This window comes from Sporosarcina sp. P33, assembly GCF_002077155.1.
Taxonomy (GTDB): domain Bacteria; phylum Bacillota; class Bacilli; order Bacillales_A; family Planococcaceae; genus Sporosarcina.
Map to the genome: position 1 here is coordinate 2,531,893 of NZ_CP015027.1, position 18,304 is coordinate 2,550,196.

Here is an 18,304-nt window from a genome sequence, read left to right on the forward strand (position 1 = left end):
GTGAAAAACGTACTAAAATTCAAATGGCCGATTACGATTGGTTTAGTTGTACTGACGGCCGTGTTATTCATACTCGCGCCGGATTTGGCAAAGCAGGTAGAACAAGCAGGATCTTTCCAGCTGCTCGACTCTGCTGATTCCCAAAAAGCCGCAAAAATGCTTGAAGATGCGGGGGAAGCGGATGAAACGATTTCGCTCGTCTATGCACTGGAACAGCCGGCGGACAAAGCGAAGAAAAAAGAAATTTCTGCTGTGGCTGAGGAAATCAAAGGAGTCAGTAAGACGGTAACTAGTGTCCTGGATCCGTTTGAAAGTGAAGAAGTAGAAAATCAGTTGGTTTCTGAAGATAAAAAAACAGTCTTATTGCCGATAACAGTGGATGGTTCTCAGGACGAAATTATCCAGGTGGCAGAAAAGATTAAAAAAGACCTGGTGTCAAAAGACGATGCAGTCTATATGACAGGGGAAGCAATTATCAATCATGACGTTAATGAAAGTGCGCAGGAAGGCTTGAAAAAGACGGAGTTAATAACTGTTGTATTAATTTTCGCCTTATTACTCTTTGTGTTCCGCTCGATTGTGACACCGTTTGTTCCTTTATTGGCGGTCGGGATCACTTATTTATTGAGCCAGTCATTGGTAGCTTTCTTCATCGACTGGTTTGGGTTCCCGGTTTCCAATTACACGCAAATATTCCTCGTGGCGATTTTATTCGGTCTCGGGACAGATTACTGCATTCTGCTGCTGAGCCGCTATAAAGAAGAACTGCTCGCAGGCCATGAAGTGGAAGAGGCGATCATTAATACGTATAAAACGGCTGGCCGCACGCTGTTCATCAGTGCGCTTGCTGTATTTATCGGTTTCGCGGCGATCGGCTTTGCGGACTTCCCAATATTTAAGTCGGCAGTCGCGGTGGCCGTCGGTATTGCGGTCCTCATGCTGATTTTGTTCACGGTCGTTCCGTTGTTAATGTCAATTTTGAAGGATAAATTATTCTGGCCGTCAAAAGGTGCCGCATCACATAAAGACAGTAAACTGTGGATTGCTTTCAGTAAGGTGTCGGTCATGCGTCCGCTCGTTTCTATGCTGATCGTGGCAGTGATTACAGTGCCTTTGCTTTTGACATATGATAATGATTTGTCATTTAATACAGTGGATGAAATTGACAGCAGTAAAGAATCTGTTAAAGGATTGAATCTCATCTCAGATGCATTTGGTGAAGGAGATTCATTGCCTGTGCAAGTGTTATTGAAAAAAGATTCACCGATTGTTAAAGAAGGGGATGTCACATATTTAGAAGCGATTTCCCGTGACCTGGAAAAAGTGGAAGGCGTCAAAAGTGTACGTACGGTGACGCGTCCGACTGGTGAACTGTTAGAAGACTTATATGTGGATCATCAGATTGGACTGATGGCAGACGGCTTACAGCAGGCGAATGACGGCATACAGGAAATCCGCCTTGGTCTCGCGGCAGTTCAGTATAATTTACGGGATGCAGCCAATCAGCTGCCTTCTGGCGGAGCGGGCGGCGGTGCCGGACTGATCCAAGCCGCAAATGGAATCGAACAGATTACCAATCAGTTATCGCAGATTTCAGGCGGTCTGCAGCAAGGCATGCCGGCAGCACAGGCAGCGGGCGGTTTGGATGCACTCGGTAATGAGCTAGATAAAATCAGCGGCGGGATTGCAGGTGCCGGATCACAGATTAGTCAGAGCGGATCGCAAATTGGCCAATTAAAAGGCGGATTAAAGCAGTTGGGCAGCGGTGTGAAGGCTTCTAAAGACGGATTGGCCGAAGTGACGACCGGTCTGCAGGAAATTGCGGATATGCTCGAAGACATGGCGGATACGAAAAGTGTGCGGGATACGGGATTATTCATTCCCAAAGGCACACTGGATAATGAAGAATTCAAACCGGTGATTGACCGCTATGCATTTGACGATGAAAAGGGAATTCTGATGGAAGTCATTTTGACGGAAAACCCTTATTCGCGCGATGCCATTTCAACGGTTCATGATATAAAAGATACTGTAAAGCGTTCGGTCATCGGTACGCCGTTTGAAGATGCAGAGCTGGCATTCAGCGGTATTTCAAGTATCAACTCAGATTTGAATGACATCTCCTCTGCCGATTTTACGCGTACAGTAACGGTTATGTTAGTCGGCTTATTCATTGTATTGTTCGTCCTGTTCCGTTCGGCAATCATGCCGCTGTATATGATCGGTTCACTATTGCTGACATATTATACAGCGATTTCGATTACGGAATTAGTATTTGTTAATGGTCTCGGCTACGACGGGATCAGCTGGGCGGTTCCGTTCTTCGGATTTATCATGCTGATCGCACTCGGCGTGGACTACTCCATCTTTCTTCTGGACCGTTTCCGCGAAGAGAGCATAGGGGGTATGAAGGTCCGCGAAGCGCTGATGTATTCAATGGCGAAAATGGGTACGGTTATTATTACGGCAGCTGTTATTTTGGCAGGTACATTCGGGGCAATGATGCCTTCAGGTGTCTTAAGTCTTGTGCAGATTGCCACAATTGTTATTTCCGGTTTGTTATTATACGGCTTAATTATCTTGCCGCTGCTGATTCCGGCTATTACGGTATCATTCGGACGCGGCGTATGGTGGCCGTTCAGAGGTTAAACGAAAAGGCGCTCGGCAAATTCTGCTGAGTGCTTTTTGTCTATGTTTACTTGGCTGCGCAGTATGGGTAAATAAAGTGAAAAAGACAGACAGGAGATTGTTTACGATGAAACTGCATAAAGGATCACTATATTGGGATACGACATTCCAGAGAGAAGGTTTTGCAAAGGCAGAGCGTAAAGAAATATATGATGCGGTCATTATAGGCGGGGGGATGTCTGGGGCATTGACTGCCTATGTACTGTCGAATGAAGGCTATTCAATTGCGCTGATTGAACAGGATGAAGCCGGAGGGGGAAGCACGTCAGCTAACACCGGTTTATTACAGTTTTCCAACGACATTATGCTGCATGAACTGATCAAGCAAATCGGGGAAGACAAGGCGGTCGAATTTTATTTGTCATGTAAAGAAGCGATGAAAAATCTGCAGGACGTGGCGGAACATGCACCGTTTGACGTGAATTTCCATACGAGAGAAAGTTTATACTACGCCAGTACGGAAGAAGATGTCGCCAGATTAAAAAAAGAATATGATGCACTGAGGAAACACGGCTTTCCCGTGGAGTTTTGGAAACGTGAAGACATCGAAGCTTATTTCCCGTTTTCCCAGCCTGCCGCAATTGTGACGGAAGGTGATGCCGAAGTGAATCCGCTTCGTTTATGTATGGGGGCAATTTACTATGCATATGAAAGAGGAATGGATGTCTTTGAACATACCGAAGTGCTGGGAATTCAGGATACCGAAGAGCGTGTACTGATCAAAACAACGGATGGTGATTTTCAGGCAAGGGCAGTTATCGTCACAACAGGCTATGCGCCGGCCCCTGATATGACAATTCCGCAAAAAGATGTGAAAGTCACCTATGCGGCCGCCACACAGCCAATAGAAGATTTGTCATTTTGGCGTGACCGTATGATGATTTGGGAAACTAAACGCCCGTATTTATATATGCGTCTGACGGATGATAACCGAATTGTAGTTGGCGGGCTGGATCAAAATATGGATACGTTACCTGATTCAGAGGAACATATCGCAAAGAAATTCGGCCAATTAAAAAGCGAACTGCAGGAACTGTTCCCAGAGCAGAAGCTTCATTTTGACTATGAGTGGACGGCGCTGTTCGGCGAATCGACCGATGAACTGCCCGTCATTGGCCGTCATCCATTGGAACCGCATGTCTATTATTTGATAGGACTCGGCGGCAACGGAACAGTGTACAGTATGCTCGGTGCATATTTGCTCCGAGATGAACTGGCAGGGAAGTCCAATCCGAATGAATCGATTTTAGAAATAGAACGCTGACGGGCTGCCGATGTACTTTAATTGGTTCAATAGTTAGGGAGAAGTCATTAACAAATATTTTACAAAAGACATCATTCAGTTATGAACAGATGTCTTTTTTCATTGCCAACCTGCTATTTTAACAGACAGATTGAATGAATCAGCTCATCCGGAATGTGATAGAATGGATATTATTGTTTATTCCATAAAAGGGCCAGATGGTCAAACATACAGAAAATAACAAGCTTGTAGATTTTCCAAAGAAATTGGTTATTGGAAATGAGATGCTCTTGACAAGTCGTTGTAAAGATAGTGTATGGTTTAGGATTCTCTCTGCAGAACCGGACGCTTTCCTGAGGGGGCGCGGCGGACTCGCCAGAAGTGCGTTGGCGATTACGCCTGTCAACCTGATCCTCCAGGAGTCGCCGGTTCTTCCGGGAGAATCCTTGAGTTATTTCCGCAGGTCAGTTAGTGTTCGTCCAGAAATTGGAGTATGGTAAGTGACTCTATCTGCGCGGTGTGGTTGGAGCTATGGATTGCCTGACTGAATGGACAACCAAGCGATTTTTTTCTCCATTCAGTTCATCGAAATAGTCATAGTAGCTAAAAAATTACCGCTTTCTAACTTCAAAAATGGACGCATTGTATCAGACAAGTCTACTCGGCTTTCACTGCTTGCAGAGGGCTATCAAACTGTCTTATGTACACTAATTACGGCTGTAGCGCAGATTAACGAGTTCCAATCGTTATCCCATCTACGGGCGCGATAACGGAATAAGACTTGTGCTTTAAACGGCCGTATTCTTAAGTGAAATGGTCCTTTCTTTGTTAAAAAGGAGAATGTAGAATGATATTAATTATCTACGCAGTCACTAGTATTGTTAGCAGTTTTATATTTGTACAACTAATTTCATTAAGGTATTTTGATTCATTAAATTTCTTTGAGCTAACTGATTTTATTGTGTTATGGGGATTTTTTGTATCACCAATCTTTTTGATTGGTGGTTTTATCGCTTTATGCGTGGATTTCTTTGTACAGGAGTTTTTTAAAACAAGAAATTACTTTATTTCTTTAATTATATTTCTACTTCTGGGAATAGTTTGTAACATTTATGCTTTAGGAGATTTGGTAAGAAACGGGTGGGGCGAAGGAGTTATGGAGTATCTAGTTTTAGGCGTTGTGGGTTCAGTTCTTTATCTTCACATTTGGCTGTTTTTGAATAAACTTGCCATAAAGACAAGAACTTATTCACTGGGTCAGTCTTAAAAGTATAGAATTTTATACTTAGCAATCCCGCGCGATTGCGTTACATGATTTATTCGTAGTCACTTAGTTGAGCGGAGCGGAAGCTAGCGACGGGAGGATCAGCGAGAGCCGTAACGAAGAACGGCTTTTGCGAGTGAAGCGCCGCGAGAAGGAGCACATCTCTGTTTTGACAAGTGAAACACCCAGAGCGAAGCGGAGAGGTGTGGTTCAACGCCCGCCCATAGGACACGCATCCGGCTGCAGCGCAGATCAACGGTTTCAAACCACTATCTACCTATCAGACGCGAATATGAAGTAAACATCATTCCTCATATTCAACCAATAGAGATTTTTGTTTAATCAAATTCATAAAGCAGTAAACCAAAAAACGCTGAGCGTTTTTTTAACTTGCGTATGGGTAATCTGAATCTGCACAGCCATAGTGTTAGTTACATGACTTGCTGCATTCTCCCGCCGGTTTTACCTTCACTTTACCCGTATCATCTTCAAATGTCCCGGCAATACAGTGATCTTCTTTGCAGTTTCTTCGTAGATCTCTCCATCCATATCCGCCTTCTTGCCAACGGGCTGTAAAACCTCCAATGCATCCGCTTGAATATATTCGAGCTGGGTCAACTGTTCATTTTCCACAACAGGATTCTGCAATGTAAGCAATTCGCGGAAAGCGGATAAGCTGGAATCGCGGACGATAAGCACATCCAGCTTCCCGTCAAAAGGAGACAGCGAAACGATTGGCAGTTCAGTCGTTCCGATAAACCGGCCATTCAGTACGAACAGCAAAATAGCCTCACCTTCCAGTTCAGTTCCTTCACAACGGATTTTATAGTAAAAAGGCTCCGTTTGATTCAACGTCCGCAATGTGCTGAGCAAATAACTGATAGAGCCGAAGCGTTTCTTTTCATTGGATTTCACATTTTCTGATGTGTCGGTAACTAGGCCGGTCCCCCAGAAGTTCATGAAATAATCGTCACCTGCTTGTCCGACATCAGTATCAATGACGGAGCCGGAAAGCAGGGAAGCGGCTGCTTCATTCAATGTTTGCGGAATGCCGAGTGACCGGCTGAAATCATTGGAAGTGCCGCCTGGGAGTATGGCAATGGCGGGACGTACCGGCAAAGGAGCGATGCTGTTGATGCATGTATGCACTGTACCGTCCCCGCCGAGAATGATGAGCAGGTCGACTTGGCCGCCGTACTCCCTGCAGGCTTTTTGCAGTTCCACTTCAGACGCTGTATGCAGCACGATGAGTTCATCGATTGCTTGCGTAAACACATGAATAGTATCGGAAAGCTTTTGCTGCGTATCATCTTCTCCGGCGGTCCGGTTATACAGAAACAATGCCCGTTTGAAACGAAGCATAGTTTTCACTTCCTTTTTTACTTTATTATTCCCGATTTATTGAAACGGAAACTAGTGGATGAAGAGCGGACAGTGCTGGCTGATTTCTTTCATTCACCTAAAGAGCGTTTGCGCCCTGGCGGATAAGCCCTTGATCGATAATTTATGAATAGATGCTGCTCGCTTCAGCAGTGAATTAGAACTGACAGAAGAGGTTATTTTACCGGTTCGTCAGGGAATAACAGTAGAGAAGGAGTGAGTATATATGGAGATCTATACAGTCGGTCATTCCACCCACACGAAAGAGGAGTTTTTGAAATTACTCGATGACGCGGGAGTTGAAAAACTGGTGGATGTGCGGGCGTTTCCCGGCAGCCGGAAATTTCCGCATTTTCACGAAGACCGGATGAAAGAATGGCTGCCTTCACATGACATTGCCTACAGACACTGCGGTAAATTGGGAGGGCGCAGAAGAAAATCTAAAAGTATCGACAATGACGTCAATGACGGATGGAATAATCAATCCTTCCATAACTATGCGGATTACACGCTGACAGCGGAATTCCAAGAAGGAGCAGATGAATTGATGGATGAAGCGAAAAGGCAGCGTGTCGCGATATGCTGTTCTGAACGCCATCCGGCAAGATGTCATCGGCTGCTGATCAGTAACTGGCTTGCAGCACACGGCTGGAATGTAAAACATATTATCGACGGACCGAAAGAAAAGACGCTGATTGAAGATCATGAAGTTGGAAAGTGGGGCGCTGAACCGGTCATATCAGAAGACGGGGAAGTGACATATCCGCCTGAAGAAAATGAAAATAACTAGAATGGCTGTCCATTCTAGTTATTTATATAACGTCTTTTCATGTGAACCGTCTGCGTGATAAACAGATAAAATCCCGTCATGTTCAGTGACATACTTTTTTGCTTTATCCAGTAATGCCGTTTTCGTCTCTTCTTTAAATATTACGTGATCACTTCCGGACTTTTGAAATATCCATTCATCATTCCGTGGCTTCACTTCATACTGAGGACGGCCTTCACTCTTACCTTCCACATACTCATGAGCTTGTGCCGTTGCAATAGAAATAGCACGGTCTTCCTCGTAATTCTCGCGAAGCAGGGCATTTGCAATCTCAATCGCTTTATTGCGAACGTCCGGACTCAAATTCTTTAACGAAGCAGGGTAATCATTTTTGCTCCATGGCATCTGCCATCACCTCCTCATTTTACAAATTCCCAAAATTGATTTACGTTAAACGTGAGTTCGGCAGAATAAAAAAACCAAAAGCTCCGCGGTCAACCCATTGCCGCGGAGCTTTTGGTTATGTACGCGCTCTTCGACGAAGCGGTACAGATTGTTCGACTTTACTTCTTCACTATCACAAACCCAGCTGCATCAAACTTCAACCCATATCCGTTTGTGCAATTGCTGTTAGTACTAGTATAACCTATGAAAACTGAAATAAACGGAAATCATCAAACTGTGAAGAATGTCATATTCCTGTAGTGTTTGGCATCAAACTGAGATACATTACAACAACCTTACACAAACTTTTTATTACGTTATGCTATGCTAAACCTTCCGATTTTATGCATCGTATATCTGAACGTTTCTTTACATTAATTTCGATATGAACATTGTAGCAATACCGAAATAGATCAGCAGTGACAAAATATCATTAATTGTTGTAATAAGAGGGCCGGAAGCAACAGCGGGATCTACTTTAAACTTATTAAGAATCAGCGGTATGACTGTCCCGGCAATTGTGCCAATGATTAATGTGGCAACGAGTGAAGAGCCGACGACTAAACCGAGGGTGAAGCTTCCTTGCCAAATGTAGGCGATAACAGAAATCACCGCACCGCATACAACGCCCAGTACGATACCGACGATCAGTTCACGGATAATTAAATGTAATGATTTCTTCATTGTCATATCCTCTGAGACTAAACCGCGCACGACGACTGCCAGAGACTGTGTGCCTGTATTACCTGTCATGCCGGCAATCATTGGCATGAAGAAGGCGAGGGCAACGACTGCTTCCAGCGTCTCCTCAAAGCGGGAAATGATACTTCCCGAAACCAGCCCGATAAACAACAGAAGGATTAACCACGGGAGTCTGCGGTAAGCCGCGACCAGTGGTTTCGTGTGAAAGTCAATGGATTTACCCGAGGCGAAGAGCATTTCGATATCTTTATTAGCCTCTCTGACAACTAAATCGAGTACTTCGTCCGCCCGTATAATTCCGACCAGCACATTCGAATCATTGACGACTGGAAGCGATACGAAATCATAGCGTCCGATCATTTTGGCGACATCACCCTGCTCAGTTGTATCAAATACTTTCGCTATCGAAGTCTGCATGATTTCTTTTACACAGACAGCCGGATCAGCCAGCAATAAATCACGATAAGACAGTACGCCGATCAGTTGCTTTTCATCATTAATAATATAGACATAGTTTAAATAAGGTGCGTACCCCTGATAATGCTTTAGCTTTTCAATCGTTTTCTCCACCGTATACGATTGATGAATCCACACATAGCGGGCGGTCATAATCCGTCCCGCAGAATCTTTTGGATATTTTCGCTGCTGCCGAATATACTTTTTCTCTTCCTGACGCATTTCAGCAATGAGTTTTTCCACTTTTTTATCGGGCAAATCGGCCAATAAATAGGAAAGGTCTTCACTTTTCATTTCATCCAATAACTCTGTAGCACGCATAGGGCCGATGAGTTCCAATACTCGCAGCTGCTCATTCCTCGTAAGGGAACTGAGCATCTTAACTAACTTTTCTTTATCCAGCACTTCTAAGAAAATCGTGTGACGTTTTCTAGGCAAACGCCGGTATTGGGCCGCAATCTCCGCAGGCTCCATCTCTTCAATGGCTTTCTTTAAAGATTCCATATTACCGTCTTTAATCAGTTGTATAATTGCTCTTGACACATCATCGCGATCACGGGTCAATGGCATTTCCAGCACCTCACTTAGTAATCAAAAGTTACAGTCCTTCATTCTTTCCCCTGTAAGCAAGGAAACAAACCACAGTACAGGCTGTATTCATATTTTTACGAAATAAAAAAGGCCTCCGTAGAGACCTTCTGCTGTATTACATAGGTGAATCTTCGTCGCGCGGTTTTGGATCAGTTAATGGATCGTAACTGCGGTCTTTTGCCAGAGGATTTGGGTCGATCAATGGACTGGCCTCCGTTTCTGTATGCGAGTGCCGAAGAGGGGTTCCGGCAGTGTGATGTGTATGTGCGGCGGGGTCATACAGGTCTGAATCCAGTAAGACCAGAATCTTTCCCTGTTCGAAATGTTCATGATAGTGGTGTGCATCTTCATCAGGAATACCCATGCCGATCAATGCGCCGGCAAGTCCGCCTGCTCCTGCTCCTGCAGCAGCGCCTGTAATACCGGCAACGATGGGTCCGGCCGCAATCACCGGTCCGATTCCGGGAATGGCCAGGGCACCAAGACCTGTCAGCACACCGCCGATACCCCCAAGCAGACCTCCGGCGGCAGCGCCAGTTGCGGCACCGTCCGCTGCGTGGGTATCTGTCTGTTCCACTACGTACTCTGCTTCATCAGAGTTTTTGCTAATGATAGAGATTTCATCCGCGGTAAACCCTTGACGTTTCAGATCCTTGATGGCTGCAATAGCTTCTCTGTCCGTGTCATACGTACCGACAACATGTCGTTTCCTCATAAATAAGCTCCTCCTCGCAGTTGCAGAATTCATAGTTGCATCTTTCTAGAACAGTACCCGCTGTACTTTAAATAAAACATTGGAAATACTGGCTGAGTACGAGAAATATCGTGCGCTTTTGAGAGTAAGTGACTGAGTGTTCAGATCATTTAAGCGAGAAATATCCAGTTTGTAACATTGAAAGTCTTGTTGTCATGGTATTGTTCCTTGTTTGTAATCTGGCTGTAATAATCACTTGGTAAGCTAGGTCTATCAAATCGTTAGGGGTGGCATATTGAAGAAGTTAGTCTTTGCATTTACAGTAGCCATGTTAATCACAGTTTTTACAAGCGGAATGAACGAAACTTCAGCCGCAGCATCAGTTCACACAGTTAAAAAAGGTGACACATTATATAAAATTTCACAGCAGCACAAAGTGTCTGTAGCGAACATTAAGCAGTGGAATAACTTGAAATCAACAGTTATTTATCCAAACCAAAAATTGCGTTTAGTGAAATCATCTAAAGTAGCAGCAAGTTCACCAAAAAAAGCAGCAACACCTTCCCGTTCAAACGGAGCGAAAGTGGCAAAAGAATTTATGGTTAGCGCTACTGCTTATACGGCGCACTGTAAAGGATGTTCAGGTATTACAAGAACCGGCTTGAACCTGCGCAAGAATCCGAACTTGAAAGTAATTGCAGTAGATCCGCGTGTTATCAAACTTGGAACAAAAGTTCATGTAGAAGGTTATGGTTATGCAATCGCAGGAGATACTGGCGGTGCAATTAAAGGGAAGAAGATTGACGTATTTATTCCTAATAAATCCCGCGCATACGAGTGGGGACGTAAAAACGTAAAAGTAAAAGTACTCAACTAATAAAAAGACTGACACAGCTCCATGCCGTGTCAGTCTTTTTTAATAGAAAAAACATGAAGTCCTTAGTAGGATTTCATGTTTTGATTAGATGAAGGACACGACTTGATTTTTACCGTTTTTCTTTGCCTGATATAGTGCGAGGTCAGCCAAGTGGAATAAATCTTTGAAATTATACACTTCCCGCATCATATTATCGCTGAGTCCAACGCTGATCGTGACTGGTGAAGGCAGCTCTTTGGAGTCAAGAGATAGATTTTTTATTTGATTTGCGAGCAGCCCTGCTTTTTTCTTCGCATTCTCTAAAGTGATATCTTTCATGACTAATACAAATTCATCTCCGCCAAAACGGCCGAGCACATCATTTTTTCTAATTTCATTGCTGCAGATGTGCGCAACAAACTTAATCGCTTCATCTCCGGCCAGATGACCGAATGTATCGTTAATGAACTTTAGATTATCAATATCAAAGGCTATGCAAACGATGGATTCTTTCGTCTCCGCTGCCTCAAGCAGCCATGCATTGGCCGCTTCTTCTAAATACTTACGATTATAGACGCCCGTCAGATAATCAATATGCTCACTGGTTTTGCTTGAAGAGTTCTGCAGACGAATTTGTAATTCTAAGGCCGCTTTCACCCAATGACTGTCCTCGAGTTCATGCAGCAGATCGATATATTCTTTTTGGATTACTGCCAGCTCATCGAAGTTACAGATAGTTTCGGCCAGTGTGATTCGTTTTTGCTGAATGTCTTTCAGCAGCGAATAATCTTGTAATTGCTCTTCTATTTCTTTCGCGGCCGTATAGTAATGAAAAGCTTTCGGCAAATCGCCCGATAATTCATGGATTCTCGCTTTGAGAATTTTTAAAGTAGTCTTCTCACGGGGGAAATTGTCCATAGCGGATAACTGATCTGCATATTCGATGCTGCGTGCGGCCAGATCAGACTGGCTTAGATTGATGGCGGCTTCAGCTAAATGTAAATGTGCGCGTATAAACAGTATAGTTCTGTCCACTTCATCTTCACCAGCGTAAAACACCGCCAGTTGTGCAAATTTCAGCGCTTCTTCATATTGCTCTTTTTTATTAAACAGATGGCTCAGATTGCTGTATGCCATTGTGACATACGGGTAATTCTCTGTTTCAAGAGCAATCTTCAGCATATCTTCCAATAGTTTCTGTCCTTTATCAAAATCCATTGCAAAAGAACAGACAAAGTACTGTAAATAATACGAACGCATCCAGTCGGATTTGCTGCCATAAAGTAAACATTGTGAATGATGCTCTTCAATATGAAACAGAACCTTTGCAAAGTCTCCTGTATAGTAATGAGTAACTGCACAAATATAATGTGCCGACAGAACAGCATCTTTATCGGAAAATACAAGCCCTTTATTCAACAGGTTCTCTGCCTGGCTGATTACTAATGTATATTCTCCATTATTTCGCAATTGATTGATCGTACGGTATATCGTTGACAGCTCTTCCCGGCGTTTCATAACAGCCCTCCTTCAAAATAGGCGTAATCAGCAACAGTGATAGTTCAAAGGATTTATTTCGGTCGGTCTTTTATATAACTCTATTATACCATTAAAAAGTAAAATAAATGCCTGTCTATTTGTAAAATTCATGAAACTTCTGTTGCTGGCTTGCTTGCTCATAGTTTTTATTACCCTATCAAACAAAAGTATAAACGTCCTATTTTAAAGACAGATGAAGGGGGCAGAAGATGCAGTTTCTGTTTACACAGATTGTATTTGTTTGAATAATGAAATGAAATGCGCGGGTTCTTCCACGACCTCAAAAGCAAAAACACCCTCGCGCGTATGAAGATAAAATAGTCCCGTCTGACCCGAAAATGGGCGGTAGGACAAATCAAATACATGCTCCAGAAGGAATGTTCTTGAAGAGGTAGTGATCCGGTTATGAAATAAAGAGATGGAATGATAAGATTTTTGATAACTTTGTTCCAAGCGGTCCACAACGCGCTGAATAGAGACATAACGCAGGCTTAGGATCAGCTCGTCGTCAGAATGATTCATTGTATGCCCTCCTGTTTCGTAATATCTTACCACACAGTCATACAGCGATAAAAAGATTAGGATTACTATAACCCTGAATGATTCTATTGAACTAATGCTTCCGCATACGACGGATCAAACGGAATGCTGAAAAAATCAGCAAAAACGTCACCGCTCCTGCCGTATCCAAATAAACATCCTGCATAGTAGCTGTTCTTCCGCCCGTGAAGTATTGATGAAGTTCATCAGTGCATGCCAGCAGGAATGTCAAACCCGCAGCGAATAGTAAACGGCCGTTTCTTTTCGGCAGCAGCCAGTAAATAACGAGTGCTAAAAAGCCGAAAGTGAAAAAGTGAGCAGCCTTTCGTATGAGGAATTCTACAAAATGATAATAGCCCCTTTCTTCAATGGAAATGTTTCGGTTCCAATAGGTGAATTCTAGTCCTGAAAGAACGGTTTTGCCCGGCTCACCCGGGAGAAGTTCCTGCAGAGTTGAAATGAGGGATTGCTGTTCATAGGTTTGGCTGGATGATACCGCCAGTCCGACTACAAGTACTATAAGTAAAAGAAACCCAAATAATTTTTTCATATGGGGATTGTATCATGAAAATACTTTCGCCACGCTTAATTAGACGCAGCATATTTGAATTTCATTTTGACATCATCCGGTCACATAGTTGTAACTGCTGTGTAATGTCCGGGTTATATACTATTCAATGGGAGTGAGTGCCACATTTTGTGGATTCTATCCTGTTATTTCCATTACCAAAAGTGGAAAGGTATGCTAGTATTTAATCGGGCAACTAGTAATCACTCTTTTTAAGATCCTTGTCATCTATTGATAATCTTCATGATTAGCATAGCGGAAATAGGGTATTAGAAAAGGAGAGCGATTCAACCCGTTGCTCACGCATTCAACCAGCGGTAATGCCAGTACAAGAATTCAAAGGAGGAACTATTTTTATGAAATCAACAACGAAGAACTACAAGAAGTATCTGACAGGTGTAGCATCTGCTGCATTAGTAGCATCAGCGGTGGCACCAGTTGTCAGTGCGGCTGACTTTACTGACGTATTAGAAAACAACTCGCACAAGGAAGCAATTGATGCACTTTCAGCAGCGGGAGTTATTTCAGGTTATCCTGACGGTTCTTTCAAACCGAATAAAACGTTAACACGTTCCGACGTGGTAAAATTGATGGGGAAATGGCTTGTGTCAATGGGATACACAATTCCAACAGATTATAAAACGAACCCCCGTTTTACAGACCTGACAGAAAAATCTAATGACGAACTCTTGCAGTCTGCTGCAATTGTTAAAGATAATAACGTATTCAGAGGATATGAAGACGGATCATTGAAAGCTGCCGGCTCAATCACACGTGAAAACATGGCGATTGTGCTAGTGCGTGCATATGACGCTGTGAATAAAACAGATCTTCTTTCATATGTGAAAGAACAAGAGTTTGACAGAGATGTAGTAGATCTGACGAAAGCAAAAGCAGAAGCACGTCCATCTATTGATGTACTCGACTTCTTCGATATCACAAACCCTGCTGCACCAAACTTCAGACCGAAAGAAACAACAACGCGTGCACAGTTTGCTTCATTCCTTTACAAAACGTCTAAAGTGGAATTGACAGAAACTCCGGAAGCACCGGAAGTAGCTGAAATTACATCAGTTCAGGCAATCAGTGACAAACAGGTGGAGCTGACGGGCAAAAACTTACAGGTGCTAAAAGCTGATCAGCTGAGCATCGAAGACAACGAACTGGCGTCTTTCAAAGCCAACGAAGATGGAACGAAAGCGACGCTTGAACTAAAAAACGAACTGACGTCGGGTAAAGAAGTAACACTTACCGTGACGACAAAAGCAGAAAATGAAGGAGAAGAAGATACAGTTACTCCTTACAAATTCACGTATGAGCTGAAAGTCGAAAAAGTTACTGCGACTACTACGCAAGTGAATGCTAATACTGCTGATCAGAAATTAGCATTTGACGTAGACGGTAAACCGGCAGATATGAAGAAGCTGAAAGATGCTGGCTATACGGTAGAATTCCAGTCTACTAATACGGCTGTATTTTCGGAACAAGCGACAGGCACGTTGAAAGCTCTTGCTCCGAATACAAAGTTCTCATACAAAGTGGTAGTAACGAATAAAGACGGGAAAGCTGTTGAATCGGATCTGGTAGATGTGAATGTAGTAGATTTCGGCAATACATTTGCTGAAATCAGTGAAGTAGAAGTAACCCAAGCCGGGACAAAGGTCGAAAGTGGAAAGATTTCACTTGAAGATGGAGAAGCGGTAGTAAAAGTTACGAAAGCTGTTACATTAAACGGTGTAACAAAGTCAAATCCAGCTGCAACATACACATCTTCCAACCCAAGTGTAGCAACAGTTACTTCTGATGGTAAAGTGACGCCAATCAGTACGGGTGATGTAAATATCGTAGCCAAAGTAGGCGATGTAACGAAAAATGTTAAGCTTACAGTTGGTGTTGGCAAGCGTGTAGCAACTAGCGCGACACTTTCAGCTACAGATTCTAAATTAATTGTAGGTGCAAAACAGGATGTAACTGTAACAGTGAAAGATCAATACAATGATCTATTTAATGGAGAATTAACTGTAACTTCGGCAGATACTGAAATTGCAACTGCAGCTGTATCAGCGTCTGAAGAAGGTGTTGCAACAGTGAATGTAGAAGCAGTTAAAGCTGGAACAACAACTATCGCAGTGAAGTCGGGTGATACTGTTCTAGGGAACATCGCAGTATCTGTGTCAGATGACAAGGAAGTGGCTGCCAGAAAATTTGAAACTGTATCAGCTGCTGATGATTTAACGATTGATTCAATCGCGGGTTCTAAAGATGCGACAGTTCAACTGGCATGGAAACAATTTAATAGTCAAGGATATTTCATTGAAAATGACAAAATCCTACAGGCTCAATACAATGTAATTTCTTCTAATGAAAATGTTGCAACAGTGGCAAAGGATGGTAACGGTATTGTCACTGTTACAGCAGTAAAAGCAGGAACTGCGGATGTTCAAATTAAAGAAGGAAATATTGTAAGAGCTACTGCTACGATTACAGTAGTAAATTCGACTCCAACGATCTCATCTGTAGATTTTGAAGACACTAAAGTTGTCACTTCTCCTACAATTGATCAGCAAGTACTGAAATCGGAAGGTATTAAGTTAACATCAACTGAATTCGTACCAGGCATTGATGAAGAAGGAAATATCTTTATCACTAACAATAACAAAACAATTAACTTGGGAACAGTTGCTAAGAGTTACTCAGGCAATGCAACTGATATTACTGGCCTTAAATTAGAGGGTGGTAAAATTACGGGTACTGCCAAGCCGGGTGCTCAAGGCACAATCGTAGTGAGCGTGAAAAAAGAAGGTCAATCTACTCCGGTTGGCACTAAATCAATTGAAGTAAACGTACCGTCAAACTAATCATTCACCCAGAATCACAATAAAACCAGCACTATCCAAGCCTCATTCCTTGAACGTCTTCAAGGAATGGGGCTTTTTACGTTTAGTCGGTCAGTTATCGGGGGTACAGGTAGAGTACAGACAATTTGGAAGGAGCGGGTGTTTATGAGTTGGTTTGACGGGATTAATTTTACAACCTCATTAGTTGTGCTCATCATATTAATCATCCCGATCAGTATTGGAATCTTTTTATACTTTTTCGACCGCGGTCAGAAACAGCATTCGATATTGCGCAATTATCCTATATTGGGACGTGTGCGCTATATGTTCGAGAAGGCGGGTCCCGAAGTTAGACAGTACTTATATAACGATGATAACAGCGGCAAACCGTTCAGCAGGGAAGAGTATTTACATATGGTGATGCCGGGGAAGTATTTGAACAGCGTCATCGGTTTTGGCTCCAAGCGGGATTTTCAGGAACCGGGGCATTATATCCGCAATGCCATGTTCACGAAACAAAATGATGAAATGCGCGTGGACAACGATAATTTGTTACAAACGATGCGCTATGAAGTAGACGCGGATAACCTATTTTCCCGAAAAGAACATCGCGAGGAAGTGACGACGCTGCCGTGGCTTCTGCCAGAGGAGGACGCGATTGTATTGGGGCCGCATTGTGAACAGCCGTTTGTAGTGCGCAGTTTAGTCGGGCAGTCCGGAATGAGTTATGGCGCACTGGGTGATCATGCGATTACTGCACTGTCAAAAGGCATCGGGATGGCGCAGGGAGCCTGGATGAATACGGGAGAGGGCGGCGTGTCTGATCATCATTTGGCTGGAGGAGCAGATATTATTGCGCAAATCGGTTCAGGGTTATTTGGATTTCGGACAGAAGACGGGCAGTTTGATATTGAAAAAGTGAAAGAGAAATCGAAAATAGCACAAATTAAAGCATTTGAAATTAAGTTGGCGCAAGGGGCAAAAATGCGCGGCGGACACGTAGAAGGTGAAAAGGTAACGGAAGAGATCGCAGCAATCCGTAATGTGACGCCGTATACGTCCATTAACAGTCCGAACCGTTTTAATCAATTTGATGATTATCCGTCATTATTTTCATTCATTGAAGATATTCGGCATGCAGGAGGCAAGCCAGTCGGCATCAAAATTGTCATCGGCGGAAAGCAGGATGCAGAAGAACTGGCTTCGTATATGGCGGAATCGGGGATGGGGCCAGACTTCATCTCACTGGACGGTGCAGAAGGCGGATCAGGTGCGACCTACCAGGACTTGGCGGACAGTGTAGGCTTACCGCTTCGCTCAGCGCTTATTCTGTTGGATGATGCACTGCGGAAGTATGAAGTGCGAGACAATGTGAAAATTATTGCGTCCGGAAAAATTATCACACCGGATAAAGCGGCCATCGCACTTGCTTTAGGTGCGGATTTGATTCAAATTGCCCGCGGCTTCATGATTTCCGTCGGCTGTATCATGGCAGAGCGCTGTCATACGAATACATGCCCGGCCGGTGTGGCAACGACGGACAAGAATTTACAGCGGGCGCTTGTCGTAGAGGAGAAAAAATTCCGTGTCACTAACTATATTCTGACAATGCGTGAAGGCCTGTTCCGTGTGGCCGCGGCAGCGGGACTTGACTCACCGACGAAATTTGAGAGGCATCATGTCATCTATAAAGACGAGCAAGGCCGAATACATTCAGTCGAATAAAAAAAGAA

General features: G+C 43.5%; 14 protein-coding genes. 7 read left to right on the top strand and 7 right to left on the bottom strand.

What is annotated here, in order from left to right:
• The 3 genes from SporoP33_RS12445 (at position 1) to SporoP33_RS12460 (ending at position 5,198) form a co-directional block, all read left to right on the top strand.
• Positions 1 to 2,649 (top strand): MMPL family transporter, encoded by a 2,649-nt coding sequence (locus SporoP33_RS12445; RefSeq protein ID WP_081244008.1) that lies wholly within the window; start codon positions 1 to 3, stop codon positions 2,647 to 2,649.
• Between the two features lie 106 nt (positions 2,650 to 2,755).
• Positions 2,756 to 3,952: an NAD(P)/FAD-dependent oxidoreductase gene (locus SporoP33_RS12450; RefSeq protein WP_081244009.1), complete on the top strand. Its 1,197-nt coding sequence runs from the start codon at positions 2,756 to 2,758 to the stop codon at positions 3,950 to 3,952.
• Positions 3,953 to 4,778: 826 nt separating this feature from the next.
• Positions 4,779 to 5,198: a hypothetical protein gene (locus SporoP33_RS12460; RefSeq protein WP_081244011.1), complete on the top strand. Its 420-nt coding sequence runs from the start codon at positions 4,779 to 4,781 to the stop codon at positions 5,196 to 5,198.
• Positions 5,199 to 5,663: 465 nt separating this feature from the next.
• On the opposite strand, the gene SporoP33_RS12465 is transcribed toward SporoP33_RS12460, so the two are convergent.
• On the bottom strand, positions 5,664 to 6,557 hold the full coding sequence (locus SporoP33_RS12465; protein WP_081244012.1) for a diacylglycerol/lipid kinase family protein: 894 nt from the start codon (positions 6,555 to 6,557) through the stop codon (positions 5,664 to 5,666).
• A gap of 244 nt (positions 6,558 to 6,801) precedes the next feature.
• Here SporoP33_RS12465 and SporoP33_RS12470 point away from each other — a divergent pair, with 244 nt between their 5' ends.
• Positions 6,802 to 7,365 carry a DUF488 domain-containing protein gene (locus SporoP33_RS12470; RefSeq protein ID WP_081244013.1) on the top strand — a complete coding sequence of 188 codons (564 nt, stop codon included), beginning with the start codon at positions 6,802 to 6,804 and terminating at the stop codon, positions 7,363 to 7,365.
• Between the two features lie 18 nt (positions 7,366 to 7,383).
• Here the strand turns inward: SporoP33_RS12470 and SporoP33_RS12475 are convergent, their stop codons facing one another.
• The 3 genes from SporoP33_RS12475 to SporoP33_RS12485 form a co-directional block, all read right to left on the bottom strand.
• Complete coding sequence (locus tag SporoP33_RS12475) at positions 7,384 to 7,749, bottom strand: DUF2188 domain-containing protein (protein WP_081244014.1); 366 nt, start codon at positions 7,747 to 7,749, stop codon at positions 7,384 to 7,386.
• Between the two features lie 408 nt (positions 7,750 to 8,157).
• On the bottom strand, positions 8,158 to 9,516 hold the full coding sequence (mgtE, locus tag SporoP33_RS12480) for a magnesium transporter (RefSeq protein WP_081244015.1): 1,359 nt from the start codon (positions 9,514 to 9,516) through the stop codon (positions 8,158 to 8,160).
• Between the two features lie 136 nt (positions 9,517 to 9,652).
• Complete coding sequence (locus tag SporoP33_RS12485; RefSeq protein ID WP_081244016.1) at positions 9,653 to 10,252, bottom strand: general stress protein; 600 nt, start codon at positions 10,250 to 10,252, stop codon at positions 9,653 to 9,655.
• 274 nt (positions 10,253 to 10,526) lie between these two features.
• On the opposite strand from SporoP33_RS12485, the gene SporoP33_RS12490 reads away from it, so the two are divergent.
• Positions 10,527 to 11,108 (top strand): 3D domain-containing protein, encoded by a 582-nt coding sequence (locus tag SporoP33_RS12490; protein ID WP_081244017.1) that lies wholly within the window; start codon positions 10,527 to 10,529, stop codon positions 11,106 to 11,108.
• A gap of 84 nt (positions 11,109 to 11,192) precedes the next feature.
• Here the strand turns inward: SporoP33_RS12490 and SporoP33_RS12495 are convergent, their stop codons facing one another.
• From SporoP33_RS12495 to SporoP33_RS12505, 3 genes are all read right to left on the bottom strand, one after another.
• Complete coding sequence (locus SporoP33_RS12495) at positions 11,193 to 12,605, bottom strand: tetratricopeptide repeat-containing diguanylate cyclase (RefSeq protein WP_081244018.1); 1,413 nt, start codon at positions 12,603 to 12,605, stop codon at positions 11,193 to 11,195.
• Positions 12,606 to 12,848: 243 nt separating this feature from the next.
• A complete protein-coding gene (locus SporoP33_RS12500; protein WP_081244019.1) occupies positions 12,849 to 13,148 on the bottom strand; it encodes a hypothetical protein in 300 nt (99 codons plus the stop codon).
• Between the two features lie 91 nt (positions 13,149 to 13,239).
• Positions 13,240 to 13,716 (bottom strand): VanZ family protein, encoded by a 477-nt coding sequence (locus SporoP33_RS12505; protein WP_081244020.1) that lies wholly within the window; start codon positions 13,714 to 13,716, stop codon positions 13,240 to 13,242.
• 374 nt (positions 13,717 to 14,090) lie between these two features.
• Here SporoP33_RS12505 and SporoP33_RS12510 point away from each other — a divergent pair, with 374 nt between their 5' ends.
• Complete coding sequence (locus SporoP33_RS12510; RefSeq protein WP_196796791.1) at positions 14,091 to 16,592, top strand: S-layer homology domain-containing protein; 2,502 nt, start codon at positions 14,091 to 14,093, stop codon at positions 16,590 to 16,592.
• Between the two features lie 144 nt (positions 16,593 to 16,736).
• Positions 16,737 to 18,296, top strand: coding sequence for an FMN-binding glutamate synthase family protein (locus SporoP33_RS12515; RefSeq protein WP_081244022.1), 1,560 nt, complete (start codon positions 16,737 to 16,739; stop codon positions 18,294 to 18,296).
• Positions 18,297 to 18,304 lie beyond the last annotated feature (8 nt).

Coding starts and splice junctions, on each gene's coding strand:
- mgtE (WP_081244015.1), bottom strand. CDS start 9,516: ATGCCATTGACCCGTGATCGCGATGATGTGTCAAGAGCAATTATACAA.
- SporoP33_RS12505 (WP_081244020.1), bottom strand. CDS start 13,716: ATGAAAAAATTATTTGGGTTTCTTTTACTTATAGTACTTGTAGTCGGA.
- SporoP33_RS12495 (WP_081244018.1), bottom strand. CDS start 12,605: ATGAAACGCCGGGAAGAGCTGTCAACGATATACCGTACGATCAATCAA.
- SporoP33_RS12500 (WP_081244019.1), bottom strand. CDS start 13,148: ATGAATCATTCTGACGACGAGCTGATCCTAAGCCTGCGTTATGTCTCT.
- SporoP33_RS12510 (WP_196796791.1), top strand. CDS start 14,091: ATGAAATCAACAACGAAGAACTACAAGAAGTATCTGACAGGTGTAGCA.
- SporoP33_RS12475 (WP_081244014.1), bottom strand. CDS start 7,749: ATGCCATGGAGCAAAAATGATTACCCTGCTTCGTTAAAGAATTTGAGT.
- SporoP33_RS12465 (WP_081244012.1), bottom strand. CDS start 6,557: ATGCTTCGTTTCAAACGGGCATTGTTTCTGTATAACCGGACCGCCGGA.
- SporoP33_RS12485 (WP_081244016.1), bottom strand. CDS start 10,252: ATGAGGAAACGACATGTTGTCGGTACGTATGACACGGACAGAGAAGCT.
- SporoP33_RS12470 (WP_081244013.1), top strand. CDS start 6,802: ATGGAGATCTATACAGTCGGTCATTCCACCCACACGAAAGAGGAGTTT.
- SporoP33_RS12515 (WP_081244022.1), top strand. CDS start 16,737: ATGAGTTGGTTTGACGGGATTAATTTTACAACCTCATTAGTTGTGCTC.
- SporoP33_RS12460 (WP_081244011.1), top strand. CDS start 4,779: ATGATATTAATTATCTACGCAGTCACTAGTATTGTTAGCAGTTTTATA.
- SporoP33_RS12450 (WP_081244009.1), top strand. CDS start 2,756: ATGAAACTGCATAAAGGATCACTATATTGGGATACGACATTCCAGAGA.